Annotated in this window: 25 protein-coding genes; 20 read left to right on the forward strand and 5 right to left on the reverse strand. The window is 53.4% G+C overall.

Annotation, left to right across the window (positions count from 1 at the left end):
* The first annotated feature begins 448 nt into the window (after positions 1 to 448).
* The 16 genes from mobQ to HOLDEFILI_RS14170 all read left to right on the forward strand — a co-directional run bounded on the left by mobQ (position 449) and on the right by HOLDEFILI_RS14170 (position 19,994).
* The gene (mobQ, locus tag HOLDEFILI_RS14100; RefSeq protein ID WP_006060473.1) at positions 449 to 2,029 is read left to right on the forward strand and encodes a MobQ family relaxase; all 1,581 of its coding nucleotides are present in this window, start codon (positions 449 to 451) and stop codon (positions 2,027 to 2,029) included.
* A gap of 64 nt (positions 2,030 to 2,093) precedes the next feature.
* Positions 2,094 to 2,732 (forward strand): CHC2 zinc finger domain-containing protein, encoded by a 639-nt coding sequence (locus HOLDEFILI_RS14105; RefSeq protein WP_039865075.1) that lies wholly within the window; start codon positions 2,094 to 2,096, stop codon positions 2,730 to 2,732.
* The gene (locus tag HOLDEFILI_RS14110; protein WP_425268582.1) at positions 2,650 to 4,038 is read left to right on the forward strand and encodes a virulence-associated E family protein; all 1,389 of its coding nucleotides are present in this window, start codon (positions 2,650 to 2,652) and stop codon (positions 4,036 to 4,038) included. Before HOLDEFILI_RS14105 ends, HOLDEFILI_RS14110 begins: the two co-directional genes overlap by 83 nt.
* Before the next feature lie 241 nt (positions 4,039 to 4,279).
* On the forward strand, positions 4,280 to 4,477 hold the full coding sequence (locus HOLDEFILI_RS14115) for a hypothetical protein (protein ID WP_003020324.1): 198 nt from the start codon (positions 4,280 to 4,282) through the stop codon (positions 4,475 to 4,477).
* Positions 4,478 to 6,148 (forward strand): recombinase family protein, encoded by a 1,671-nt coding sequence (locus HOLDEFILI_RS14120; RefSeq protein WP_006060475.1) that lies wholly within the window; start codon positions 4,478 to 4,480, stop codon positions 6,146 to 6,148.
* An 87-nt stretch (positions 6,149 to 6,235) separates the two neighbouring features.
* Positions 6,236 to 6,322 (forward strand): Maff2 family mobile element protein, encoded by an 87-nt coding sequence (locus HOLDEFILI_RS18955; protein ID WP_425268584.1) that lies wholly within the window; start codon positions 6,236 to 6,238, stop codon positions 6,320 to 6,322.
* A gap of 71 nt (positions 6,323 to 6,393) precedes the next feature.
* The gene (locus HOLDEFILI_RS14125; RefSeq protein ID WP_005946756.1) at positions 6,394 to 7,257 is read left to right on the forward strand and encodes a VirB6/TrbL-like conjugal transfer protein, CD1112 family; all 864 of its coding nucleotides are present in this window, start codon (positions 6,394 to 6,396) and stop codon (positions 7,255 to 7,257) included.
* Between the two features lie 51 nt (positions 7,258 to 7,308).
* Complete coding sequence (locus tag HOLDEFILI_RS14130; protein ID WP_425268585.1) at positions 7,309 to 7,842, forward strand: MT-A70 family methyltransferase; 534 nt, start codon at positions 7,309 to 7,311, stop codon at positions 7,840 to 7,842.
* Positions 7,843 to 7,848: 6 nt separating this feature from the next.
* Complete coding sequence (locus tag HOLDEFILI_RS14135) at positions 7,849 to 8,298, forward strand: PrgI family protein (protein WP_006060477.1); 450 nt, start codon at positions 7,849 to 7,851, stop codon at positions 8,296 to 8,298.
* Positions 8,201 to 10,606, forward strand: coding sequence for a VirB4-like conjugal transfer ATPase, CD1110 family (locus HOLDEFILI_RS14140; RefSeq protein WP_006060478.1), 2,406 nt, complete (start codon positions 8,201 to 8,203; stop codon positions 10,604 to 10,606). Before HOLDEFILI_RS14135 ends, HOLDEFILI_RS14140 begins: the two co-directional genes overlap by 98 nt.
* 19 nt (positions 10,607 to 10,625) lie before the next feature.
* A complete protein-coding gene (locus HOLDEFILI_RS14145; protein ID WP_006060479.1) occupies positions 10,626 to 12,581 on the forward strand; it encodes a C40 family peptidase in 1,956 nt (651 codons plus the stop codon).
* Between the two features lie 23 nt (positions 12,582 to 12,604).
* Complete coding sequence (locus HOLDEFILI_RS14150; protein ID WP_003509287.1) at positions 12,605 to 12,862, forward strand: DUF4315 family protein; 258 nt, start codon at positions 12,605 to 12,607, stop codon at positions 12,860 to 12,862.
* Positions 12,849 to 13,610: a DUF4366 domain-containing protein gene (locus HOLDEFILI_RS14155; RefSeq protein WP_006060480.1), complete on the forward strand. Its 762-nt coding sequence runs from the start codon at positions 12,849 to 12,851 to the stop codon at positions 13,608 to 13,610. The genes HOLDEFILI_RS14150 and HOLDEFILI_RS14155 overlap by 14 nt, the downstream gene beginning before the upstream one ends.
* A complete protein-coding gene (locus tag HOLDEFILI_RS14160; RefSeq protein ID WP_006060481.1) occupies positions 13,607 to 15,691 on the forward strand; it encodes a DNA topoisomerase 3 in 2,085 nt (694 codons plus the stop codon). Before HOLDEFILI_RS14155 ends, HOLDEFILI_RS14160 begins: the two co-directional genes overlap by 4 nt.
* Before the next feature lie 133 nt (positions 15,692 to 15,824).
* The gene (locus tag HOLDEFILI_RS20295) at positions 15,825 to 19,790 is read left to right on the forward strand and encodes an LPD25 domain-containing protein (protein ID WP_006060483.1); all 3,966 of its coding nucleotides are present in this window, start codon (positions 15,825 to 15,827) and stop codon (positions 19,788 to 19,790) included.
* Positions 19,791 to 19,793: 3 nt separating this feature from the next.
* Complete coding sequence (locus tag HOLDEFILI_RS14170; protein WP_006060484.1) at positions 19,794 to 19,994, forward strand: transposon-transfer assisting family protein; 201 nt, start codon at positions 19,794 to 19,796, stop codon at positions 19,992 to 19,994.
* A 47-nt stretch (positions 19,995 to 20,041) separates the two neighbouring features.
* Here HOLDEFILI_RS14170 and HOLDEFILI_RS14175 read toward each other — a convergent pair whose 3' ends face one another.
* The 5 genes from HOLDEFILI_RS14175 to HOLDEFILI_RS14195 all read right to left on the reverse strand — a co-directional run bounded on the left by HOLDEFILI_RS14175 (position 20,042) and on the right by HOLDEFILI_RS14195 (position 24,021).
* Positions 20,042 to 21,208 (reverse strand): protein kinase family protein, encoded by a 1,167-nt coding sequence (locus tag HOLDEFILI_RS14175; protein ID WP_006060485.1) that lies wholly within the window; start codon positions 21,206 to 21,208, stop codon positions 20,042 to 20,044.
* 223 nt (positions 21,209 to 21,431) lie between these two features.
* On the reverse strand, positions 21,432 to 21,803 hold the full coding sequence (locus HOLDEFILI_RS14180) for a cysteine-rich VLP domain-containing protein (protein WP_006060486.1): 372 nt from the start codon (positions 21,801 to 21,803) through the stop codon (positions 21,432 to 21,434).
* On the reverse strand, positions 21,800 to 23,134 hold the full coding sequence (locus HOLDEFILI_RS14185) for a relaxase/mobilization nuclease domain-containing protein (protein ID WP_006060487.1): 1,335 nt from the start codon (positions 23,132 to 23,134) through the stop codon (positions 21,800 to 21,802). Before HOLDEFILI_RS14185 ends, HOLDEFILI_RS14180 begins: the two co-directional genes overlap by 4 nt.
* On the reverse strand, positions 23,095 to 23,424 hold the full coding sequence (locus HOLDEFILI_RS14190; protein ID WP_002566656.1) for a plasmid mobilization protein: 330 nt from the start codon (positions 23,422 to 23,424) through the stop codon (positions 23,095 to 23,097). Before HOLDEFILI_RS14190 ends, HOLDEFILI_RS14185 begins: the two co-directional genes overlap by 40 nt.
* A gap of 228 nt (positions 23,425 to 23,652) precedes the next feature.
* Entirely contained in the window at positions 23,653 to 24,021 is a 369-nt protein-coding gene (locus HOLDEFILI_RS14195; protein WP_006060489.1) for a helix-turn-helix domain-containing protein, read from the reverse strand.
* A gap of 220 nt (positions 24,022 to 24,241) precedes the next feature.
* Here HOLDEFILI_RS14195 and HOLDEFILI_RS14200 point away from each other — a divergent pair, with 220 nt between their 5' ends.
* The 4 genes from HOLDEFILI_RS14200 to HOLDEFILI_RS14215 all read left to right on the forward strand — a co-directional run.
* A complete protein-coding gene (locus HOLDEFILI_RS14200) occupies positions 24,242 to 24,934 on the forward strand; it encodes a response regulator transcription factor (protein WP_006060491.1) in 693 nt (230 codons plus the stop codon).
* Entirely contained in the window at positions 24,931 to 25,962 is a 1,032-nt protein-coding gene (locus HOLDEFILI_RS14205) for a sensor histidine kinase (RefSeq protein WP_006060492.1), read from the forward strand. Before HOLDEFILI_RS14200 ends, HOLDEFILI_RS14205 begins: the two co-directional genes overlap by 4 nt.
* A 27-nt stretch (positions 25,963 to 25,989) precedes the next feature.
* Positions 25,990 to 26,418: a hypothetical protein gene (locus tag HOLDEFILI_RS14210; RefSeq protein WP_006060493.1), complete on the forward strand. Its 429-nt coding sequence runs from the start codon at positions 25,990 to 25,992 to the stop codon at positions 26,416 to 26,418.
* 180 nt (positions 26,419 to 26,598) lie between these two features.
* Positions 26,599 to 26,819: ATP-binding cassette domain-containing protein (locus HOLDEFILI_RS14215; protein ID WP_156788966.1), on the forward strand; the 221-nt coding region annotated here is incomplete at its 3' end.

The raw sequence follows: 26,819 nt of genomic DNA on the forward strand, positions 1-26,819 counted from the left end.
ACTTTGACGGTCGAATAAAGTATAATGAAGTCAACGACTAATCGGAAGTTCAATGTGAGGAAAATTAGATGAAGAAAAAGTCTTATTGGTTAAGTATTAGTGTGTTCGTATTGATACTGATATGGACGGTTTATTATTATGCAATGCAGTACACAGGAGGATTTGCAGACTTAAAGGACTCTATTGTTTGTGGGATTGTAGGTTTGATATGTATCGTATTTATCGTGAAAAGAACTATTGACTTTTTGAAAAACAAAAAATCGTAAAATTCAAGTTTGCCACCCACACATCGGGTCAACTTGTCCCGAACTTTTACAGCTAAATATCCGCCGCCTTCACAGCGGCACACCGAGCAGGAAATCTGAAAAAGGTCTCCTGCTTTTTTTCTGCCAAAATGAGGTGGTAAAACGCCACCCCATCCACCAATTACCGAAAGGAGGGACACGAAATGCCCTGCCCACACAACGAAATCACGATTGTTCAGCGCAGCCAGCGACAGTCTGCGGTTGCCGCCGCTGCTTACCAAAGCGGCGAAAAGCTGTTCTGTGAATACGACCAGCAAGTGAAGCACTACCCGGAAAAGCGTGGTATTGTCCACAATGAAATTCTGCTCCCGGCAAACGCCCCACGGTCGTATGCAGACCGCAATACCTTATGGAACGCCGCCGAAGCGGTGGAAAAGCAATGGAACTCCCAGCTTGCAAGGCGGTGGGTGCTTACCATTCCAAGAGAGATACCACCCGACCAGTATGCTGTCCTTGTCCGGGAGTTTTGTGAGCAGCAGTTTGTTTCCAAAGGCATGATTGCTGATTTTGCCATCCATGACCCCCATCCGCCGGGACACAATCCCCACGCCCATGTCATGCTCACTATGAGGGCAATGGACGAACATGGAAAATGGCTTCCCAAGAGCCGCAAGGTTTATGACCTTGACGAAAACGGGGAACGGATAAAACTTCCGTCCGGCAGATGGAAAAGCCACAAGGAGGATACGGTGGATTGGAACGACCAGAAGTATTGCGAAATCTGGCGGCATGAATGGGAGGTCATCCAGAACCGCTATCTGGAAGCCAATGACCGTCCGGAGCGTGTGGACTTGCGTTCCTATGCCAGACAGGGGCTTGATATTGTCCCCACTGTCCATGAGGGGGCTGCTGTCCGGCAGATGGAAAAGCGTGGTATCCAGACGAATATCGGAAACCTGAACCGGGAAATCAGAGCCGCCAACAGTCTGATGAAGTCCATCCGGCAGCTTATCCAAAACCTCAAAGGCTGGATTACCGAGCTGGGAGAAAAACGGAAAGAGCTGCTTGCACAAAAAGCGGCGGAGGAAGCGACACTTCTTCCCAATCTGCTGATGAAGTATATGGAGATACGAAAGGAAGAACGGAAGGACTGGACGAGGGCTGGACAGAACCGGGGGACTTCACAGGACTTAAAGGCAGTCAGCGAAGCCCTGTCCTATCTCCGGCAAAAGGGGCTTTCCACTGTGGAGGACTTAGAAGCATTTCTGGAATCTTCCGGGAAATCAGCCGCAGATTACCGCAATCAGATGAAGCCAAAGGAAGCCCGCAGCAAAGTGATTGACGGGATTCTTGCCAGCCGGACAGACTGCAAGGAATGTAAGCCTGTCTATGAGAAGTACCAGAAGATATTTTTTAAGAAAACAAAGGAGAAATTCAAACAGGAACACCCGGAGGTTGCCCGGTATGAGAAAGCCGCCGCCTACCTTGCCAAGCACCCGGACGATAAGGACAGTACCCAAAATGAGCTGCAAGAGGAGCAGGAAAAACTTCTCAGCGAAATCGCAGAGCTGAAAGAACCTTTGACCGAGGTACAGGCTGATTTGAAGAAGTTGCGGGACATCCGCTACTGGGTACGGAAAGCTACACCCGGCACAGAAGAAAGCAAAGAGCCACCCAAGAAGCAGCCTATCAAGGAAGTCTTGCAGGATAAGGCTGACGAGAAAAAAGCACAAAGAACTGTCCCGGCACAGACGAAACACAAACAACAGGATATGGAACTTTAACAGGCACTTGCCATTTTCAATCAGAGAATGTCAGGTGCTTTTTTGTTTTCAAGGAGGGATAGATTTGAATGTATTTGAAGCTGTGAAGCAGTCCGTCACAACAAGACAGGCTGCGGAGCATTATGGAATCCATGTAGGTCGGAACGGGATGGCTTGCTGCCCGTTCCATAACGATAAAACCCCAAGCATGAAGCTGGATCGGCGTTACCACTGCTTCGGCTGCGGTGCGGATGGGGATGTGATTGATTTTACCGCCGCCCTGTATGGGCTGGGAAAGAAAGAAGCCGCCGTACAACTGGCACAGGACTTCGGGCTTTCCTATGAGGACTGGAAACCGCCGGGAAAGGCAAAAAAGCCCAAGCCCCGGCAGAAATCCCCGGAGGAACAGTTTCAGGAAGCAAAAAACCGTTGCTTCCGTATCCTTGCCGATTATCTCCACCTGCTCCGGGCATGGAGAAAGGAATATGCCCCGCACTCCCCGGAGGAAGCCTTTCATCCCCGGTTTGTGGAAGCCTTACAGAAGCAAGACCAAGTGGAATATCTGCTGGATGTGCTGCTCTTTGGGGAAACGGAGGAAAAAGCGGCTTTGATTACGGACTACGGAAAGGATGTGATACAGCTTGAACAGCGAATGGCAGAACTTGCAGCCGCAGCAAGAACTAAAAAACACCATGAACGCCATGCAACCGCCCCAGAGCATTGAGGAAATCAAGGCGGGGCTGGAAACCACCGAGAAAGGCGGTGTCCGTCAGAGCATACGGAACTGCCTGACCGTATTCCAGCGTGACCCGCTGCTTTCCGGGGCTATCGCATACAACATCCTGACTGACCGCAAGGACATCATAAAGCCCATCGGTTTTCACAGGGAAAGCACCGCCCTGAACGATACGGACATGAAGTATCTGCTTCTTTATCTGGAAGAAACCTACGGGCTTACCAATGAGAAAAAGATTGATAATGCCATCGGGATTGTGGCGAATGAAAACAAGTACCATCCCATCCGGGACTATTTAAGCGCCCTTGTGTGGGACGGTACAGAACGAATCCGTTTCTGCCTGCGGCACTTTCTGGGGGCTGACGCAGACGATTACACCTATGAAGCGTTGAAGCTGTTCCTGCTGGGTGCAATCTCACGAGCCTTTCAGCCGGGGTGCAAGTTTGAAATCATGCTTTGTCTGGTAGGCGGTCAGGGGGCTGGAAAGTCCACCTTCTTCCGTCTGCTGGCAGTCCGGGACGAGTGGTTCTCCGATGATTTGCGGAAGCTGGACGATGACAATGTGTACCGTAAGCTGCAAGGTCACTGGATTATCGAAATGTCGGAAATGATGGCAACCGCAAACGCCAAGAGCATTGAGGAAATCAAGTCATTTTTAAGCCGACAGAAAGAGGTTTACAAGATACCCTATGAAACCCACCCAGCAGACCGCCCCCGTCAGTGCGTGTTTGGCGGCACTTCCAATGCCCTTGACTTCCTGCCCCTTGACCGTTCCGGCAACCGCCGCTTTATCCCCGTCATGGTGTACCCGGAGCAAGCCGAGGTTCACATTTTGGAGGACGAAGCCGCTTCCAGAGCCTATATCGAGCAGATGTGGGCAGAAGCGATGGAAATTTACAGAAGCGGCAGGTTCAAGCTGGCTTTCAGCCCTGCCATGCAGCGGTATCTCAAAGAACACCAGCGGGATTTTATGCCGGAGGACACCAAAGCCGGGATGATACAGGCGTATCTTGATAAGTACACCGGGAGCATGGTCTGCTCCAAGCAGCTCTATAAGGAAGCCTTGAACCATGCCTTTGACGAGCCGAAGCAATGGGAAATCCGGGAAATCAACGAGATTATGAACCAGTGCATTTCTGGCTGGCGGTACTTCCCGAACCCAAGAATGTTTTCCGAATATGGCAGACAAAAGGGCTGGGAGCGTGAAAACCCGGCAACGGACTCCGGCAACCCGTCTGAAAAAACGATGGACGGTTTTGTGGAGGTCACAGAACAGATGGAGCTTCCGTTCTGAAAATGGTAGCCCGTTGCACCCTCTGTTGCTATCCCGTTGCCGAGCCGGTTGCCGGGGAAAATCCCTTATTTCCGGGCTTTTCTCCCTTATAACAACCAAAACAACAGAAAAATAAAAGAAAAGTATAAATAGTAACCATCGCCAGATTGAGATTGTTTGCAAGGTCTTTTGAAGCCCGTTGCCGGACTTCGTTGCCGACACCCTCTGTCTGGCTATTTTCATGTATGGAGGATAACTGCCTATGGCAAAAAACAAAACAGAGATTCATGTTACAACAGTGTTTGACGGGGAGCTGGACGCAACTGATGTGTTCGTCAGCCTGATTTCCCAGAAATACGGAAAGACAAACACGAAAGAATATCTTGCTAAAAGGAAAGATATGAGCTATAATGAAGATGAGGTTCAAAAGAGCCAGATACCGTCTGGATTGTGTGGGTAAATGGCTATGATGAACGAAATGGAATACAGAACAATCGGTTCGGCACTTGCCGGAGGGTATCGTGCAGCGGTCTATTGCAGGCTGTCAAAGGACGATGACCTGCAAGGCGAAAGTGCCAGTATCGCAAACCAGCGTGATATGCTGGAAAAATACTGCGAAAAGCAGGGATGGGAGGTTGTGGCAGTCTATCAGGACGATGGCTTCACAGGTCTTAATATGGAGCGTCCTGATTTACAGAGAATGTTGAGAGCCATTGAGCGCAGGCAAATCAACCTTGTCATTACGAAAGACCTCAGCCGACTGGGGCGTAACTATCTGCAAACCGGGCATTTGATTGAGGACTTTTTCCCAAGAAACGGTGTCCGCTATATCGCCATGAATGACGGTATCGACACCCTGCGTGATAACAACGATATTGCCCCGTTCAAGAATATCCTGAACGAGATGTACAGCAAGGATATTTCCAAGAAAGTCCATTCCTCTTATCTTCTGAAAGCGCAGAAAGGACAGTTTACCGGGTGTCTTGCCCCGTTCGGGTATCGGAAAGACCCGGAGGACAAAAACCATCTGCTCATTGACGAGGAAACCGCCCCGATTGTGCGGCTGATTTTCGGATATGCCCTAAACGGTCATGGTCCGAACTATATCCGCAGACGGCTGGAGGAAGAAAAAATCCCCTGCCCCACATGGTGGAACCGGGAACGGGGGCTTCGCAATACCCGCACCAAATGGGAAAAGAAAGACCCGGAAAACGGGCGGTATATGTGGGACTTCTCCGTTATCAAAGACCTTTTGATGAATCCCGTCTACACCGGGGCGATTGCTTCCCAGAAAAAGGACTACCGTTTCAAAATCGGCACGATTGGGGAAAAGAAGCCGGAGGACTGGATTGTGGTGGAGGGACAGCATGAACCGCTGATTGACCGCATGAGCTTTGACATTGTGCAGAACAAGCTGAAATCCCGCCAGCGTCCGGGGCAGACCAATGAAATCAGCCTGTTTGCCGGACTGATAAAATGCGGTGAGTGTGGGAAGTCACTGACGATACGCTACACAAACGCAAAACATCCCCAGCAGATTTACTCCTGCAAAACCTACAATGCCTTTGGAAAGAACCACTGCACCCAGCACCGGATTGATTATGACACCCTTTACAGCCATGTGCTGCGGAAAATCCGGGAATGTGCCAGAGCCGCCCTGATGGACGGGGAAGCGGTTGCCGACCGCTTGACCAATACCTGTGAAGCCGAGCAGCGGGAACAGCGGGAAGCAATGGAACGCTCCCTCACAAGGGACGAGGAACGGATTGAGGTTCTGGACAAAATGGTAATGCGGCTTTATGAGGATATGATTGCAGGGCGTATCAGTGAACAGAATTTCAACACCATGCTGGAAAAGACACAGACCGAGCAAGCGGAGCTTAAAGCAAAAGTGTCCGAGGGCAGAAAGCGGCTGTCCGATGAAGTCCAGCTTGCCAATGACGCAAAACAATGGGTGGAAGCCATTCAGGAATACGCCAATATCACAGAGCTGGACGCAGCCACCCTCAACCGCTTAATCAAAGAAATCGTCGTGCATGAGCGCATTGACGAAGATAAAACAAGACACATTTCTATCGAAATTCATTTTAATCTCAAACCCATCCCAGAGGTGGAACAGGTCACTGCCTGACCTGTCCCGCCGGGACGGTTCTCTTAAAAACACCATATAGATTTTTTGTACGCCGCCGCCCGCCATCGAGCAGAGTTTTACACCTAATTGGGTATAAAACAGCTTGTCGCCGGAGGTGGCGTTGCCCTGATCGGCATGACCCTTGTTCCGCTGCTGTCCGGGCTGCTGGGATAACCCCATGTGTGTTAGAAAACCCTCCGCGCCCTCTCTGATCTGGGAGGGCGCGGGAAAGGAGGTGTCCCCACATGATCGGTGATTTAATCGGGGAATGGATCAAGGGAATCCTGATCGACGGTATCATGGGCAACCTGTCCGGCCTGTTTAACACAGTTAATACCAAAGTCGGGGAAATCGCGTCGGATGTGGGCAGTACCCCGCAGGACTGGAACGGCGGCATTTTTTCCATGCTGCAAAACCTGTCCGAAACGGTGATCGTCCCCATTGCGGCGGCCATTCTCGCCCTTGTGATGTGCTATGAGCTGATTGACATGATTGTGGAAAAGAACAATATGCACGACTTCGACAGCTCCATGTTCTTCCGCTGGATTTTCAAAAGCGCCTTTGCCATCCTCATTGTGACAAACACATGGAATATCGTCATGGGTGTGTTTGACGCCACCCAGCAAGTCGTCAACCAGAGCGCCGGGGTGATTATCGGAGATACCAGCATTGATTTTGACACGCTGCTCCCTGATCTGGAAAGCCGCCTTGAAGCAATGGACATCGGGCCGCTGCTGGGTCTGTGGTTCCAGACCCTTGTTGTGGGGCTGACGATGAACATTCTTTCCATCTGCATTTTCCTTGTGACCTATGGAAGAATGATTGAAATTTACGCCGTGACCGCGTTGGGGCCGATCCCCCTTGCCACACTGGGCAATGCAGAGTGGCGCGGCATGGGCCAGAACTACTTGAAATCCCTGCTTGCGCTGGGCTTCCAAGCATTTTTAATCATGGTGGTTGTCGGGATTTATGCGGTGCTGATCCAGCAGATCGGAACCGCCGACGACATATCCGGCGCGATCTGGGGCTGTATGGGCTATACCGTTTTGCTTTGCTTCTGTCTGTTCAAGACCGGCAGCATATCGAAAGCCGTATTTACCGCACATTGACAGACAGGAGGAATACCAGCTATCGAGGAAACACAAAAGAAAACCTACAACATCCTTTACGCCGACCCGCCGTGGCGATATGAGTGCAAACGGACAGGGGCGGCGGAACATCACTATCCCACCATGAGCATTGATGAGCTGTGCGCCCTGCCGGTGGAAACGCTGGCGGAAAAAGACTGCCTCTTGTTTTTGTGGGCGACTTTCCCACAGCTCCCGGAGGCGCTGCGTCTGATTAAGGCGTGGGGCTTTTCCTTTAAGACCGTGGCCTTTGTCTGGCTGAAATTGAACCGCAAAAGCCCCACATGGTTTTACGGGCTGGGCTATTGGACGAGAGGAAACGCGGAAATCTGCCTGCTTGCCAAGCGGGGCCATCCCAAGCGTTACTCCAAAAGCGTCCATCAGTTTATCATTTCCCCGGTGGAGGAACACAGCAAGAAACCAGACATTACCCGCGAGAAAATCATAGAGCTTGCGGGCGACTTGCCCCGCGCAGAACTGTTTGCCAGACAGAAAATCCCCGGCTGGGATGTGTGGGGCAATGAAGTGGACAGCGATTTTTCCCTGTCCGTACCAGAAACGAGGTGACTTTTTATGGCTTATGTAACTGTCCCCAAGGATTTAACCAAGGTCAAATCCAAGGTGGTATTCGGGCTGACGAAACGCCAGCTCATTTGTTTTGGCGGTGCGCTGCTTGTAGGCGTCCCGCTTTTCTTTTTGATCCGGGGCCGCGTCCCGACCAGCGCGGCGGCGCTCATTATGGTGTTCGCCATGCTGCCGGGCTTTCTGCTGGCGCTTTACGAAAAACACGGCCAGTCCCTTGAAGTGGTGGTGCGCCAGATCGTAGAGTGCTGCTTCATCCAGCCCAAGGAACGGCCCTACCAGACCAACAACGCTTATACCGCCCTTGTGCGGCAATCCCAAATGGAAAAGGAGGTCAACGCCATTGTCCAAAAAGCAAAAGAACGAAACGAGCGCAAAAGCGCCGGTCAAGCTCACCCGCGCCGAAAAGAAAGAGATTCAGGCCGTCATCCGAAAGTATAAGGGCGACGGCAAGCCCCATTCGGCACAGGCCAGTATTCCCTATGAGGCCATGTATCAGGACGGCGTATGCCGGGTGACGCCCCGCACCTTTTCCAAGTGCATTGAGTTTACGGACATCAGCTACCAACTGGCGCAGGCGGACACCAAGACAGCCATCTTTGAAAACCTGTGCGACCTCTACAACTATCTGGACGCTTCCATTCATGTGCAGTTTTCCTTTATCAACCGCAAGATCGACCCCAAGCAGTACGCCAAGAGCTTTGAAATCCGGGCGCAGGGGGACGACTTTGACGACATCCGCAGCGAGTATTCCGACATTTTGCAAGACCAGCTTGTGAACGGGAACAACGGCCTGATGAAGCGGAAATTTATGACCTATACCATCGAGGCAGACAGCCTGAAAATGGCCCGCGCCAGACTGCGCCGGATCGAAACCGATCTTTTGGGCTATTTCAAGAGCATGGGGGCCTCCGCGTGGGGACTGGACGCAAAGGAACGGCTGGAAGTCATGCACAGCATTTTCCACCCGGACGGGGAACCGTTCTCCTTTGACTGGAAGTGGCTTGCTCCATCGGGGCTTTCTACCAAGGACTTTATCGCCCCGTCCTCGTTCCGCTTCGGCAATGCCCGGATGTTCGGGCTGGGCGGCAAATACGGGGCGGTGAGCTTTCTGCAAATCCTCTCCCCGGAGCTGTCGGATGAAATGCTGGCCGACTTCCTCAACACGGAAAACGGTATTGTGGTGAACCTCCATGTGCAGGCCATTGACCAGAGCGACGCTATTAAAACGGTCAAGCGCAAGATCACTGACCTTGACGCCATGAAGATTCAGGAACAGAAACGGGCTGTCCGCAGCGGTTATGACATGGATATACTTCCCAGCGACCTTGCCACCTACGGGCAGGACGCCAAGGAGCTGCTAAAGACCTTGCAGAGCCGGAATGAACGGATGTTCCAGCTTACCTTTTTGGTGCTGAACACCGCAGACACCCGGCAAAAGCTGGAAAACGATGTGTTCTGGGCTGCCGGGATCGCCCAGAAATACAACTGTTCCCTTGTGCGGCTGGACTACCAGCAGGAACAGGGGCTTATGAGCAGCCTGCCGCTGGGGGCCAGCCACATCCAGATTGAACGCTCCCTGACGACTTCCAGCGTGGCCGTGTTCGTCCCCTTTGTGACGCAGGAGCTTTTTCAGGGCGGTGACGCCATGTATTACGGGATCAACGCCAAGACCGGCAACATGATTATGCTCGACCGCAAACGGGCGAGGTGTCCCAACGGGCTAAAGCTGGGGACACCGGGAAGCGGCAAAAGTATGAGCTGTAAATCAGAAATTTTGAGCGTGTTCCTCTGCACCCCGGACGATGTGTATATCTGTGATCCAGAGGCCGAGTATTACCCCCTTGTGAAGCGGCTGCATGGGCAGGTGGTGAAGCTGTCGCCTACCAGCAAAAACTATGTGAACCCGCTGGACATCAACCTGAATTACTCCGAGGACGAAAACCCACTGGCCTTGAAATCCGACTTTGTGCTGTCGTTCTGTGAGCTTGTCATGGGCGGCAAGAACGGGCTGGAAGCCATTGAAAAGACGGTGATCGACCGGGCGGTACAGGTGATCTACCGGCCTTATCTGGCAGACCCCAAGCCGGAAAATATGCCCATCCTTGCAGACCTGCACAAAGCCCTGTTAGACCAGCATATCCCGGAGGCCGACCGGGTGGCGCAGGCCCTTGACCTGTATGTGTCCGGCAGCTTAAATGTGTTCAACCACAGAACCAACATCGACATTCAAAACCGCATTGTGGCCTTTGACATCAAGGAGCTGGGCAAGCAGCTAAAGAAAATCGGTATGCTCATTGTCCAAGACCAGATTTGGGGGCGCGTCACCCAAAACCGCAGCAAGGGCAAGGCGACATGGTATTTCTGTGATGAGTTTCATCTGCTTTTGCGTGAGGAACAGACGGCGGCTTTTTCCTGCGAGATTTGGAAGCGTTTTCGTAAGTGGGGCGGGATTCCCACAGGTGCGACGCAGAATGTGAAAGACCTGCTTTCCTCCCCGGAAATTGAGAACATTTTGGAAAACAGCGACTTTATCTGCCTGCTCAATCAGGCCAGCGGCGACCGCAAAATCCTTGCGGAACGGCTGAACATTTCGCCCCAGCAATTACGGTATGTGGACAATTCCGAACCCGGCGAGGGGCTTCTCATTTACGAAAATGTGATCCTGCCCTTTAAGAACCCCATCCCGAAAAACACCCAGCTCTACCAGATCATGACGACCCGGTTAGGCGAGGGGGCGACGGTATGAGGCACAAGGAGGTGAAGTCATGGAACCCTTAAAACCCCGCGACAAGGTAACGCAGCACATGACCCGCGACGGCCTGACGCTGGATAACCAGACCACCGGCGAAAGCGTCAATGTGTCCAGCCGGGAGGCCGAGCAGGAATACACCGCCCAGCCAGAGGGCGCGGCGGAAAAAATACTGGAACGGGCGGATGAACTGCACGACCGCCACAAGGCAAAGAAAGCGGCCAAGGACGCCGGGGAAACCGTGGCGCAGGCCACCAGCCCTGTTTCCCGGTTGCAGTTTACCGCCGAGGAACGGGCTTCCCCGGAGCTTGCCCCGTATATCAAAAAAGCGGAAAAGCGGGCGGATAAGCTGGAAGCGGCCAAAGAAGCCCTGCCGAAAAAGCGCGTCGTCACCAAGGAAACCGTCTATGACGAAGCCAAGGGCAAGGCCAAAAGCAGGCTGTATTTTGACAAGGTGGAGAAAGCCCCTCCCCAGCTCAAACCAAACCCGGCCAGCCGCCCCATACAGGAAGCCGGGCTTTACCTCCACGGAAAAATCCATGAGGTAGAACACGAAAATGTGGGCGTGGAGGGCGGCCACAAGGGGGAGGAACTGGCGGAACGGCAGGCGGGCCGCATGATCCACAGCGGCGTCCACCGCCATAAGCTCAAACCCTACCGGGCCGCAGCCAAGGCCGAGCGAAAGTCCATTGCCGCCAACGCCGAGTTTGCGTATCAAAAATCCCTGCGGGACAACCCGGAGCTGGCGCAGGCGGCCAAAAATCCCGTTTCCCGCTTCTGGCAGAAACAGCACATTAAGCGGGAATATGCCAAGGCAGCAAGGGCGGCGGGCCAGACCGCACAGGGGGCGGCAAGCACCGCCAAGACCACGGCTGCCGCAGCCAAGAAAGCCGCAGAGAAAAGCAGACAGGCCGCGTCCTTTGCCGCCCGGCACTGGAAAGGGGCGCTGATCGTCGGCGGCGTGGGCCTCATGCTCCTGCTGGTGATGGGCGGCCTGCAATCCTGCACCGCCATGTTTGGCAGCACTGGAACGGTCCTTGCCGCCACCTCCTATCTCTCCGAGGACAGCGATATGCTGGGAGCCGAAGCCGCCTATGCCGCGCTGGAAGCAGACTTGCAGCACGAACTTGACAACTACGAAAGCCTGCACCCCGGCTATGACGAATACCGTTTCGATCTGGACGAGATCAAGCATGACCCCTATGTGCTGACCTCCATCCTCTCCGCGCTGCATAACGGCGTGTTCACTTTGGGGGAGGTACAGGGCGACCTTGCCATGCTCTTTGAAAAGCAGTACATCCTGACCCAGACCATCGAAACGGAAACCCGCTACCGCACCGAAACGAGGACGGACAGCGAGGGAAACACCTACACCGTGGAAGTCCCCTACACCTACTATATCTGCCATGTGAAGCTGGAAAACTTTGACCTGTCCCACCTGCCCATCTACATTCTCACCGAGGAACAGATGGGCTTTTATGCTGCCTATATGCAGACTTTGGGCAACCGGCCAGACCTGTTTCCCAACGGCAGCTATCCCCATGCCTCCACCCCGAAAGAGCCGACCTACTATGAAATCCCCCCGGAGGCGCTAAAGGACGAAGCCTTTGCCGCCATGATTGCCGAGGCGGAAAAGTATGTGGGCTATCCCTATGTGTGGGGCGGCAGCTCCCCAAGCACCAGCTTTGATTGTTCCGGCTTCATTAGCTGGGTCATCAATCATTCCGGCTGGAATGTGGGACGCCAGACGGCGCAGGGGCTTTACAACATCTGCACCCCCGTTTCCCCGGAGCAGGCCAAGCCCGGCGACCTTGTATTTTTCGTCGGCACTTATGACACTGCTGGGATGTCCCATGTGGGGCTGTATGTGGGAAATTCGGTCATGCTGCACTGCGGCGACCCCATTTCTTACACGAACCTCAATTCAAGCTACTGGCAGCAGCATTTTTATTGTTACGGGCGTTTGCCTTAAACGCCAGAAAGGAGTAAATCACTATGGCAATGAACAAATTGGAACGCATTGAAAAGGATATTGAGAAAACCAAGGGCAAGATCGCGGAGCTGCAAAAGCAGCTTCGGGAGCTGGAAGCGGCCAAGACCGAACAGGAAAACTTGCAGATCGTCCAGCTTGTGCGCGGCCTCAACATGACCCCGCAGGAGTTCGCCGCCTTTGTGCGCGGCGGCGCATTGCAGGCGGCCCCGGCCCCGATCCCGGACTTTGAACAGGAGGACAGCGCCCATGAAGAAATCTAAACTGTTCCGCACCTTGACGCTGGCTGTGGCCGCTGCGCTCTGCATGGCGACCACGACCGTTACCGCCTATGCCGGAGGCGCTGACCCTGACCCTGTGCCGCTGCCGGAAACCACCGAAGCCCCCGCAGAGGTGCCGGAGGAAACCGAAGAACCCACCACCGGCGGCATGGAGCCGGAGGGCGTACCTGTTACCCCGCAGGGCAACGCTGCGCTGGTGGATGATTTTTTCGGGGATAAACAGCTTATCACTGTCACTACCAAGGCCGGGAATTATTTTTACATCCTGATCGACCGGGCCAACGAGGACAAGGAAACAGCGGTGCATTTCCTCAACCAAGTGGACGACGCCGACCTGCAAGCCTTGTTGGAGGACGGGAAAAAAGAGCCGGAGGTCTGCAACTGTACGGCCAAATGTCAAGCCGGGGCCGTCAATACGGCCTGCCCGGTCTGTAAAAACAACCTGACCGCCTGCAATGGGCCGGAGCCGAAGCCCCAGCCGGAGGAAGAAAAGCCGCAGGAGGAAAAGCCAAGCGGCATGGGCGGCCTTGTGGTGCTCTTTGTGGTGGTGCTGCTGGGCGGCGGCGCAGCCCTCTACTTCCTGAAATTCAAAAAGGAAAAAGCCGACACCACAGGCAATGACGATCTGGCCGAGTATGATTTTGGCGAGGACGAGGACGACGAGGATGAAGCCCCGGAGCCGGACGAGGATATGACAAGTGAAGATGGAAATAAGGAGGACGAAGTATGAGCTATCAGTTAGTAATTGCAGAGAAACCAAGCGTCGCCCGCAGCATTGCGGGCGTGATCGGCGCGGACAAGAAACAGGACGGCTACATGGAGGGAAACGGCTATCTGGTGAGCTGGTGTATCGGCCACCTTGTTTCCCTTGCCGACGCCGGGACTTATGACGAGCGTTTCAAAAAATGGCGCTATGACGACCTGCCGATTCTGCCGCAGGAATGGCAGTACATCATTCCCGACGATAAGAAAAAGCAGTTTGACACCCTGCGTTCTTTGATGGAGCGCCCCGATGTCACCGGCCTTGTGTGCGCCACCGACGCCGGGCGCGAGGGGGAATTGATTTTCCGCTTTGTCTACCAGATGGCGGGCTGTAAGAAACCGTTTCAGCGCCTTTGGATTTCCAGCATGGAGGACGCGGCCATCAAGGACGGCTTTGCCCACCTGAAACCGGGAACCGACTATGATAACCTGTATCAGTCGGCCCTTTGCCGGGCGCAGGCGGATTGGCTGGTGGGGATCAACGCGACAAGACTTTTCTCCATCCTCTACCACAAGACCCTGACCGTGGGCCGTGTCCAGACGCCGACCCTGAAAATGCTGGTTGACCGGGAGGCCGAGATCAGCAGCTTTCAGAAAGAGAAATACCACATCGTCCAGATCGCGGCTGGCGGCATGGAGGCGGCCAGTGAACGCATAGGAAACGCAGACGACGCCAAGGTGCTGAAAGCCGCCTGTGAACTGGCGCAGGCCGTTTGTGTGTCGGTAACACGGGAGAAAAAGACGGAGCAGCCGCCCCGCCTCTATGACCTTACCACCTTGCAGCGGGAGGCAAACCGTCTGTTTGGATTTACCGCCAAGCAGACCCTTGACTATGCTCAGCAGCTTTACGAAAAGAAGCTGCTGACCTATCCCCGCACCGACAGCCAGTATTTGACCGATGATATGCTGCCAACGGCGGAAAGCCTTGTGTCCGGCCTGTGGCCTATGCTTTCCTTTGCGGCGGGGCTTGACCTGTCCCCGCAGTTTGGCCGGGTGCTGAACAGCAAAAAGGTGAGCGACCACCACGCCATTGTCCCGACAATGGAATTTGTGCAGAAAGGCTTTGACGGGCTGGTCGAGGGGGAAAAGAAACTGCTGTCCCTTGTGTGCTGCAAGCTGCTGTGCGCCGTGGCCGCGCCCCATGTGTACGAGGCTGTCACCGCCACATTTACCTGTGCCGGGAACACCTTTACCGCCAAGGGAAAGACCATCCTGACCCCCGGCTGGAAAGAACTTGACCGCCGCTTTAAGGCGTCGTTCAAAACAGACGCCGACGACACCGCCCCGGAGCCTGCGCGGGAACTTCCCCAAATTACCGAGGGACAGACCTTTGACAAGGTAACTGCCGCCGTCACCGAGCATTTCACCGCACCGCCAAAATCCTACACGGAAGATACCCTGCTTTCCGCTATGGAGCGCGCCGGTACGGACGATCTGCCGGAGGACGCCGAGCGCCAAGGTTTGGGAACCCCAGCAACCCGCGCTTCCATTCTGGAAAAGCTGGTGCAGATGGGATTTGTGGAACGCAAAGGCAAACAGCTACTTCCCACCAAGGACGGCCACAACCTTGTGTGCGTCCTGCCGGATGTGCTGACTTCTCCCCAGCTCACGGCGGAATGGGAAACCAAGCTGACGGCCATTGCCAAGGGCGAGGCCGACCCGGAGGGCTTCATGGTGGGCATTGAAGAAATGACCCGAAACCTGATTTCTCGTTATTCGCAGATCAGCGAGGACGCGCAAAAGTTGTTTCAGACCGAGCGTGTGGTTATCGGCAAGTGTCCCCGCTGCGGCGAAGCTGTCTACGAGGGCAAGAAAAACTATTACTGCGGAAACCGGGCCTGTCAGTTTGTCATGTGGAAGAATGACCGATTTTTTGAGGAACGAGGCAAGACGTTCACCTCGAAGATCGCCGCCGCGCTGCTCAAAGACGGAAAGGCAAAGGTAAAGGGCCTGCGCTCCATGAAAACCGGCAAAACCTATGACGGGACGGTGCTTTTGGCCGATACCGGCGGGAAATACGTCAATTACCGCGTGGAGAAAAAGAGCTGACGGAGTAACGTAGCAAGCATAGGAAGTGTAGCCACACTTCCGATAAATCCCTGACCCGGCCACCCTGCCGGGCCGGGGATTTTGCTTGTTGGGGAAAGCCCCAAACCCCTATGAATATGAAAGGAGTGAACCCATGAGCGAAGTGTTTTCTATCCTGCTTCATAACCGACAGCGTTATGAGCAAGGCAAAGAGGGCCTTTGGTTTTCTTTGCCGACCACAACCGAAAAGCTGCAAGAAGCCCTGCGGGAAATCGGGATCAGTGCCGACAATCCGCAGGACTTTTTCTTGTACGACTACCGAAGCCCGCAGGAGCGTCCCATTAAGCTGCCCCGCGATCTGGTGCTGTCCGCTGACGTGGACGAGCTGAACTTCCTTGCCGCAAGGCTGGAAAAGCTGGACGCTGCCGAGCTTGCGGAGCTGAACGCCGCCCTGACAAGTCCGCAGAGCGACTTCCACAGTATCGGCCAGATCATCGACTACCCCGACAACGTGGACTACTATGTGCATCTGCCGGATGTCACCGGCACGGGCCAGTTGGGTGACTACTATCTGAACCGTTCCGGCATGGTGGATATGCCGGAGGAATGGAAAGTGGGAATTTTCCTGCCCCGTTTCGGCCTGCATATTGCCAATACGGAGCATGGTGTTTTCACCGATTACGGCTATCTGGTGAAAAGCGGCGACGAGTGGCAGCGTGTCCATGAGGGCCAGCCGGTGCCGGAGGAATACCGGGTGATGGCCTATCCCGCGCCGGAAATTCTGCGGGACGAGGCCCCGGCCCGGACGGTGCAGCCGGAGGCAGCACCCACCGCCGAAGCTGCGGCCCCGCCGCCCGTCGTCCCCATCATTCTCAACAGCCAGAACAGCGCCGACCGCATGAAAGAGATCACCGACCGGCTGGAAACCGGCATACAGGAGCTTTTCGAGAGTGAACGCTACAAAGCCTATCTCACCTCTATGGCGAAGTTCCACAGTTACAGCTTCAACAATACGCTGCTGATCGCCATGCAGGGCGGCCAGCTTGTAGCGGGCTACAACAAGTGGCGGGATGATTTTCACCGCAATGTGAAGCGGGGCGAGAAAGGCATCAAGATTCTGGCCCCCGCCCCCTACAAGGTGAAAAAGGAAGTGCCGAAGCTGGACGAACAGGGCCAGCCGGTCATGGACAAGGACGGCAACCCCGTCACCGAGAAGAAAGAAATCCAAGTTCCGGCGTTCAAGATCGTGTCTGTCTTTGACGTGAGCCAGACCGAGGGCGAACCGCTGCCCTCTATCGGTGTGGACGAGCTGGCCGGAAATGTGGAGCAATACGAGGACTTCTTCAAGGCGCTGGAACAGACTTCCCCCGTCCCGATGGCCTTTGAGGACATCCCCGGTGGTTCTCACGGCTACTACCACCTGACGGAAAAGCGGATCGCCATACAGGAGAACATGAGTGAGCTGCAAACTTTGAAAACAGCCATCCATGAGATTGCCCATGCCAGGCTCCACAACATTGACCCGGAGGCCCCTGTGACCGAGCAGGCCGACCGGCCCGACAGCCGCACCCGCGAGGTGCAGGCCGAGAGCGTGGCCTATGCCGTCTGCCAGCACTACGGGCTGGACACGTCCGACTATTCCTTTGGGTATGTGGCCGGTTGGAGTTCCGGTAAAGACCTGAAAGAGCTGCGGGCGTCCCTTGAAACCATCCGGGCCACCGCCCATGAGCTGATTACCGCCATCGACGGCCACCTTGCCGAGCTTCAGCAACAGCGGCAGGCGCAGCAGGCCGTGGAGCAAACTGTGGAGCCGACCGTGGAACAGGCCGCCGAGCAGCCTGCCCCCGACAGTGTGTTTTCCAAGCTGCCCCCGGAACAGCAGCAGGAAATGACCGACAGTGTGAAAGCCATGCTGCAAACCCTGATTGACGCCGATGTGAAATCCACCGGCGAAGTGACGCAAGGCACTTTGGACGCCATTCAGACACAGGGCTTTGTCCTTTCCGGCGACGGGACGCTGCAACGTGCCAAGGCCCAAGAAGCTGCCTACCGTCTGGAAAGTGGCAATATTCTCTTTATCCAGACCAGCGAAAACGGCTTTGACTATACCATGTACGGCCCTGACTACAAAGAGATCGACGGTGGACAGTTGGACAATACGGAATACTCTTTGTCGGAGGCCCGCGACGAAATTCTTTCCGGGATAGCACCGCAGGGCCATGTGACGGAAACCATTACCGGCGACGCACTGGAAGATTTTCAGGAGGCCGTAGAACAGGCCAATGCTATTTCCGTACAGCCGGAGCCGCAGCCGTGGAATGGGATTGACGGCCTTTTGAACAACAAGCCCATTATGCCGGAGGCCACCCCAACGGAACGGGCCAACGCCCTGATCGACTGGGCCGAGCGCAACGGACAGCGCATGGGCAACGAGGAACGCCGGTTGATCGTGGAGTACGCCGAGGCTGTGGGCGATACGGACAAGGTGATCGAGCTTATCAACCGTCTGTGCGAACAGGGCTATGAAATGCAGCACGGCCACATGGATGATTTTGTGAGAAGCAAGATCGAAAGTGAGATTGCCGTTGCCAAGGCAGAACAGCAAACCGCCCTTGATCCGGCAGCGGAGCCGGTTGTCACGATTATTTGGAGTGAAAGCCCCCACCTGAAAGACGGCCAGCAAATGCCGCTGCATGAGGCCGACACCATTTTCAAAGAGCTGGACAGCGCCAAACGCTATGAACGGGAGCAGCCCGACTACAAGGGAAGCTGGTACGACAAGACCAAGTTCCGCATCGACTTCACCTTTCAGGGCCAGCCGGACAACTACGAGGGACGGCAGGACTTTGGCGACGGCGACGGTTCTCTGATCGAGCATATCCGTGGTTATCACGAATACTACGCACAGGACGAGAGCTGGAAAAACCATGTTCTGAAACATGATGGGCCGGAAGCATGGGGGGCGGACAAGGCCCAGCGTGATATGCTGCTGCATGAATTTGTTCCGTATATGTCGCTGCACTGTAATCTGGCCGCTATGGAGCATGAGGCCCGTCGTCCTCTGCAATCTGGGGAAACCCTGACGCCGGAACAGACCGCTTATTTCAACGCGGTTCTGGACTATGTAAAAGAGTGCCGCCCGCTTCTCAATCAGGGCCAGTACCACTTGCCGGAGCCGCCGCAGCTTTCCGACTTCGACCAGAGCTTGCAGGACTACAAAAAACAGATCGAGGCAGAGCTGGAACAGGAGGCCGCCGCTGCCGGGCTGACGGTGGAGGAATATGTTGCCTCTGACTATGAGGCCCCGGCGCAGCCCAACTTTTCCATCTACCAAGTGCCGCCCGGCCCGGAGGGGCGCGATTTGCGCTACCGTTCCTATGAGGAATTGCAGGCGGACGGGCTTTCGGTGGACAGGAAAAATTACCAGCTTGTCTACACCGCGCCGCTGGACAAGGACACCACACTGGACGAGATTTACCGCCGCTTCAACATAGAACATCCCGCCGATTACAAGGGACATTCCCTCTCTACGGGGGATATTGTGGTGTTCCGGCAGGATGGGAAACAGACCGCCTATTATGTGGACGAGGGGGCCGACTACCGGCAGGTGCCGGAGTTCTTCGCCCAGCCGGAAAAACAGCTCACGCCGGACGAGTGCATGACCGGCGAACAAATCCAGACGCCAAGGGGCCGTTTCTATCTGACCGACAGGAGCCGGGAACAGATGGAGGCCGCCGGGTATGGATTCCACCACCAGTCGGAGGACGGCAGGTATCTGATTATGGCAAACGGCACAAGGGCCTTTGCCATCCCCGCCCAGCCAGAAAGCCATATCAAGACGGCGGAAATGTCCACCGAGCAGAATTACAACATGATCGACGGCATGATGAACAACGCCCCGTCTATGGGGGAACTGGAAGCAAGGGCAAAAGCCGGGGAACAGATTTCCCTTTTGGATGTGGCCGAGGCAGCCAAGGCGGAGGCCAAAAAGCCCAAGCAGACCCGAAAGACGACGCAGAAACAAAAGAAACCGTCCATCCGGGCGCAGCTTGCCGCCGCCAAGGAGGAACAGAAAAAGAAGCCCCCGGCGCGGGAAAAATCAAAAGAAATGGAGGTATGAGGAATGTATTTCACCGTGGAAGAAGAAAACCTGTTCTGTCTGTACCACAATGCCGACCGCCGCAGGACGGCGGCAAATCTCCGGGCAGCACTGCCGGACATGGACAAGGAAATGGCGGTGCTTGCCTGCCAGACCGCCGATAAGCTGGACGCCATGAGCGACGCCGACTTTGCGGCGCAGCGGTTCCACTTCACAGACGAATAAGTAAAACGCCGGACGCGGAGGTGTCAAAGCCTCTGCGTCCGGCATTTTTATATGGTCTTAAATGCTGAAATCATATCGCGAATATTTTGAAATCTTTTGGTTTTATCTGGGTTCAATCCTTTCTCAACAAAAGCTCGTAAATTCTGATTCGTAATTTTTTCTGTATTGGTTTTACCTGTCATTACAAAATAAATAACTCTAGTGAGCGCATAAGTTTCGTGAACTATGCCATAAGTGTTAAACCCCTCGACAACCAGTGCAGGATCATTAAAATAGCCCTTGAACTCCGTATTAACCGTTGTTAGCGTACTATCAGGAATTTTTACAAGTCCAAAATCCGAAAGTTTCACTACAAGGGTATCATCGTACTCTTTTATCAAAATATTTTTAGGACTTATATCACGATGTAGATGTCCTTTTGAATGAAGATAATCAAAGGCGCGCAATATTTGTTGGGCGATTCCTTTTCGTTGTATAATTGTTAAGGTGGAGTTATGAGCAGCGATATATCCGTCCAGCGTATAATCCATATATTCCATAATATACTCATTTTTATCTGGGTTGTAGCAGTAAACTTCAAGTATGTATGGAGAAGATAGACCATTCATTACATCAAATTCTCTTTTGAACCGGGCGACTTCTTTATCTGTAAGTTCCTTTTTTGCACGCTTCAAAATAAAAGGCCGATTATAAAAAGTGTCCTTATACTTATAAACATTAGCGTAAGAACCACTTCCGATTAGTTTCAGATCAAATGTAAAATCTTGTTGCTTATGTGAAATGGTTATGCTACTAAGAGGTAGAAAAATAGGAAGCGTATAATATAATTCGACCTTTGCCATATTGGGTGGCAATGAACTTCCACCGCTTGAACTAAGAAAATCTCGACAGCGTGTGAGTAAATCTAAATAGTATGGGTCTATTTGAAAGGCTAAAGGAGTTTCCTTTAGTGAACTTACTAAGCCGAATATCATTTCAATTCTCTTAATTAAATCTCTACTCGGTTCTGCCCAAAAGTGCGCTTCATGTTCCCCGGTTGGTAGTCTTTCGTTCATTGTTCTAAAAAGCCCAACCAGATCATGATGTAGGGTCATAAGAATTTCCCGCAGTTTTTGATTTCTAAAGGATTTATATAAATCGGAGTATTCCGCATTTATTTGACTACATGATAATAACTCTCTGTACTGTGATTCAATATAGTTTTCAATATTCATATAAGTTCCACCGTTTCCCGCTTTATTTTACTGTATTATATCATGCTATTATGTAATCGGCAATTATCCAAAACGCCGGGCGCGGAGGTGTCAAAGCCTCTGCGTCCGGCGCTTCTTTTTTTGTCCATTTTCCCGCATTTAGACCCCCGTTTTGAGGGGAACAGGATAACTTTATCCACCTGCCTGCCGACCATGCGGAAAAACCCTTGATTTCCGTGGACTTTTACCGCCCTAAATGCGTAGACAGGAGGTATCTTTTCCGCTGGCGTTCCGCCTCTTTCTTCCGGCGCACCTGCACCGCGCAATCCGGGCAGTATTTAGCCCGGTTGGAGTTGGGCGTAAACGCCGCCCCGCAGACGGCGCAGCGTTTGATCTCGTCCCGGCTTTTGGTGATCTCGGCACACAGGGCCGCGTCCAGCGGCAGGACGGCCACCTTGAACCACCGGCACAGCAGCGAATAGGAAATACTCTGCACACAGACACATTCCTCCCCATCGTCCAGCAGGAGGCAGTTTCCGTTACAGTAGTTGCAGCACTCATGGGTGAGCCTGCGGGCCTTGCGGTATTGGGGGTAACTCATTCTCGGTATGTTCATCGTTCCTGCGTATGCTCCTTTCCCGGCGCTGTCCGCAAAATGCTGTCTACATTCTGTTTGACAATGCCGTATTCTTTCAATTTCTGTTTCGCTTCGCTGTACTGTGTGGACAGCCGTTCCCGTTCTGCGTCCAGCTTTTTATACTCGGTTTTGAGGGCGTACAGGTTGGGGAGCTTTGTGACCCCGGCCTCTTTGAGCGCCTTTGCCGCCGCCTCATACAAGATCAGTTGGCTTTCATGCTGCCGCCGGAACGCGGCCTTGTCTTTGGCGTTTCGCAGTTCCAGCGCCACAGGCCGGAGCTGCTTGTAGGCGGAGAGGTTTTTTATCAGCAGCGCCATATCCCCAAGGCGGCGTTCTGCGTCTTTCAGGGCGGAGGCCGCCGCGTCGTTTGCCGCGCTGATCTCGGCCAGCCTGCTTTCCAAGCCCTCGTAGCTGTCGATCTGGTGTTCTGTGATGAAGTTTAAGGAATTGGCGGCCTGCTTCAAGTTGTGCAGCTTCGCCCACCGCGCATAGCCCGCCGACTGCTGGGCCTTGATACTGTCCTCCAAGGCGATCCGCAGGGAGATTTCCCCGGTGCTTCTTCTGCGCGGCCCCCGGTCGATGGCAATACCCTTGATTCGCTGGGTGATCCGTTCCTCGGTGTAATCCTCCCCCAAGGTCTTGCAGCGGGTGAAGCGTTCCTGTCCGGGGGCGCGGAATGAAATAAACTTGCCCTGTTTGACTTCATAGCCCTGCGCCTCCATGAGCCGCAGAAAACTATCAAAGTCTTTGGCCTGCGGGATGGCCGCGTCAATGGCGATTTTCAGTTTTGCTTTCCAGCTCTTGCCCTTTTTCTGTGCGTCCCACTCGGCGTAGGTCTTGCCCTTGTCTTTGCCGGGCTTTACCACAGACAGGCCGTGTTCCTTGCACAGCCGGTCGCTGGTTCGCCGGATAAAGGCGTAGCTTTGGCGGTTGGAAATGTACTTGCGCTGGTTCGCCATATCCACGGCGCAGAAAATGATGTGATTATGCAGATGGCCCTTGTCAATGTGGGTGGTAATCACATAGGGGTATTTGCCTTGCAGCACTTCATCGGCAAGCTGCCGCCCGATCTCATGGGCCTGCTCCGCCGTGGTTTCCCCCGGTTCAAAGGCTTGTATCAGGTGGTGGGCCAGATTGTTGCCCTTTTGGTACGCCTGATCTAACAGCATTTGAAATTCAATATCCGCCGTTTCATAGGAACAGCCATAGGAAGAAACGAACAGCTTTTCATCGGTCTTGTCCGGGTTCTCGATGTAGTCCAGCGCCTTTTTCAGCGTTGACTTGATAGGATGGATCTTTGTAATTGCCATATCTGTGCCAGCGCCCCCTTGATGTCCTCCAAGTCCTGCGCGTACACAGTCCCGGTACTGTTGATACGCCTTGCAATCTGGTTGATGTTGACGCCGATCTTTTGCAGCTCTGCGGTCTGCGCCCGGACAGGGCCGGTGTCGATATGGACGATATAGCCGTCAATCAGCATTTTCCGGGCGTAGGCAGAAAAGTTCTTTGTGCCAAGCTGGGCCATCTTCTGCTGGATCAGCGCCCGTTCCTCCGGCGTCACCGGGACGCGCAGCACAAACTTCCGTTTTCGGTTTGCCACTTTCGCACCTCCATTCATTCAGGGGTTTGGGGATTTCCCCAAGATACAAACGGGAAGCCGTTTGCCGGGAGTGTGGCTACACTCCCTATGCTTGCTGTCTTTGTTCTTCTTCCCCTAAAAAGCGTTCTGCCCCCAAGGAAATACCCGCAAAATCCCGGTTTTTCCGAAAACCGCACAAAAAAAGAGAGGGCGCAGCTTGCGTCCTCCCAAAAACAAAACAGAGGGTTGTCATGCACCCTCCGTTTCGTCATTCTTCTGTTGAATTTGAATGGCCCTGTCAATCGCGCCCTCGATGACCGGCAGAAATTCTTCCGGGCAGAGTTTCAGCTTGTGGCTGACCCGCTGCCGCTGTGCGCTTTCCTCCCGCATGATCTCCGGGTTAAAATACCGTTCCACGGGAAGCCCGCAGATTTTGATAAGCTGTATGATAACCGGCAGGCTGGGAATCGTGCCGTCATTTTCGATGTTGGCAAGATAGCGCCAGTCGATATTGACCTGTTCCGCCAGCGTCTTACGCGATAACTGTTTGACTTTCCGCGCCTCTTTTACATCCGCGCCGAAAGTTTCAAAGCCGGGACAATCTTTGATATTTGCCATATAGCACCACCCATCTACATTGTATATTTCATATTTTCTCAATGGAATGTTGCTATATGCAGCAAGATTAAACTTTATAATTCATATTTTGTGCCTTGTACGGAAAAGCGGGCTATCCTATAATAAAGGAAAAGCACTTTTTTGAAAAAATCCGTCCGCTGTAACATTTCGCGGACATTTGCCTGTTATACTATCTGCAAAAAGCAAAGGAAGTGAGGATATGAAGCAGATTTTAATTGTCGAGGACGACAGTTTTTTGAATAAGATGTTAGACTATAACCTGACCGCAGACGGCTACGGCGTGACTTCTGCCCTAAATGCCAGAACCGCAGCCGACGCCATCCGCCAGCGGGAATTTGATTTAGTGCTGCTGGACATCAACCTGCCGGATGGAAATGGTTTTGAGCTGTGCAAGCTGATAAAGCCCCAGCACCCGGACACCATTGTAATTTTCTTGACTGCCAACGATCAGGAGAGCGACCAGATACGGGGCTATGAGGTGGGCGCGGTGGACTACATCACAAAGCCCTTTGTGATCGGGGCCTTGCAGCGGAAAATCAAAGCCATGTTCACTATGCTGGAACACCACAAACCGGCCAAGGACATTTACGACGACGGGCGGCTGTTTCTGGACTTCTCGGAGCAGACAGCTTCCTTAAACGGCAAGCCCCTGACCCTATCCCCGATGGAGTACAAAATGCTGAACCTGTTCCGCAAAAATCCCCGGCGAGTGCTGACCCGTGGGCAGCTTTTGGAAAAGCTGTGGGATATAGACGAAAGGTTTGTGGACGAACACACCCTGACAACTTCCATCAGCCGGATTCGCAGCAAGATTGAATCCGACGGCGGCGCGCCCTACATCAAGACCGTTTACGGCATGGGGTATCAATGGACGGGAGGCGAGGCGAAATGAAGTTTAAGAACCTCTCGGTAAAGCGGCTGTTTGGTCGGGTGGCAATAGGGCTTGTCCTCTCCATGTCCGGGATCACCATAGCCCTGTTTCTTGTGACAAAACAGATTGCGGTGCTGCTGACTGGCGGGGCGCTGCTGCTGTGCGCCCTTGTGGGGATTTTTGTACTGACGCAGGCGTTTGGAAAGCGGCTGTCACAGTTTACCGCTGACCTGTGCCAGACCTTAGACCACATGATCGCCGGGAATGAAGCGCCCCAGCGCCCAGAGGACAGCGAAACCCAGCTTGCCAGAATCGGACATCGGCTGGCAAGGCTTTACCAGATCATGCAGGAGAACCGCCGCCGGGTGGACGAGGAACGGCAGGAGTTGCAGACTCTTGTATCAGATATTTCCCATCAGGTGAAAACGCCGGTAAGCAATCTGAAAATGGCGACGGACACCCTGCTGGAAAAGCCTATGACCGAGGCAGAGCGCACCGACTTTATCCGGGGAATCCGCAGCCAGACGGATAAGCTGGACTTTCTCTTTCAGGCTCTTGTGAAAACCTCCCGGCTGGAAACGGGCGTGATCCAGTTGGATAAGAAGCCGGGCCGCCTCTTTGATACCGTGGCGCAGGCCATGAGTGGGATCGTGTATGCAGCGGAGAAAAAGGAAATTGCCGTGTCCGTGGACTGCCCGGAGGATTTGACCGTTTCCCATGACAGCAAGTGGACATCCGAAGCCCTTTTTAACCTGCTGGACAATGCGGTGAAGTACACCCCGGCAGGCGGGAAAATCGCTGTGTCGGTGGTGCAGTGGGAAATGTATGTGGAGATCAAAGTGACCGACACCGGCAAAGGCATTTCCGAAAGCAATCAGGCCGCCATCTTCCGGCGCTTTTATCGTGAGGAAGAAGTACACGAACAGCAGGGCGTGGGCATTGGCCTGTATCTGGCCCGCGAGATCGTAACGCGGCAGGGCGGCTATATCAAAGTGGTTTCGGAGCCGGGCAAGGGTTCGGAATTTTCCATTATGCTGCCGACTAAATAAAGCACACTTATAACAGGAGAAAACACCATGAAAAAAATCAATTTTTGCAAAGCAACAACAATCATCTTAATAATCAATGTTATTTTATCTATTGTTTTATTTTTCGTTGTTCCTGATAATATAGCAATTCAATGGGCAGGTACAACCCCCAGCAATGCAGTAGATTCTTACTATATATTTTTGGTGCCGATATTGTCAGTGCTTTTTGCTTTTTCTGGAAAACCTATTTTTATAATGTTCCTGTTTAGATTGTGGAATAGAACTAACGAGCATTTAGTGACATACTTAAATTTGTGTCTGCAAGTTGTATTTCTTACTTGTGAAATCTATATCGGATTATATAACCTATGTAATTTTAATTTTGCCATTAGTATAATTCTCATTGTGGAACTTATGATAGATGTGGTGATTGGATTGAAATTATTTCACAATCAATCTATCCAAAAGATCGTGTAGTATGTTTCGGCGGACGGCCATTTCCGGCTGCCCGCCGTAAATTTTTTTGAAATGTCCGAGCGTTGTAACATTTCACCCCGATTTTCAATGAAATTTTTTTGCCGCTGTAACATTTCGCGGACATTTGGGTTTTACAATAGCCTTATCAACAGGCAGAAAGCCTTGAAAGGAGTTTTGAGTATGAGCGTTTTGCAGACGATTGATCTGAAAAAGTATTACGGCACAGAGTCGAACATCACCCGCGCCCTTGACGGCGTGAACTTCTCCGTGGAGGACGGCGAGTTTGTGGCTGTTGTGGGAACCTCCGGCAGCGGCAAGTCAACCCTGCTTCACATGATGGGCGGGCTGGACACTCCCACCAGCGGAACCGTGATCGTCCGGGGCGAAGAACTGGCAAAGAA

The organism is Holdemania filiformis DSM 12042, assembly GCF_000157995.1.
Taxonomy (GTDB): domain Bacteria; phylum Bacillota_I; class Bacilli_A; order Erysipelotrichales; family Erysipelotrichaceae; genus Holdemania; species Holdemania filiformis.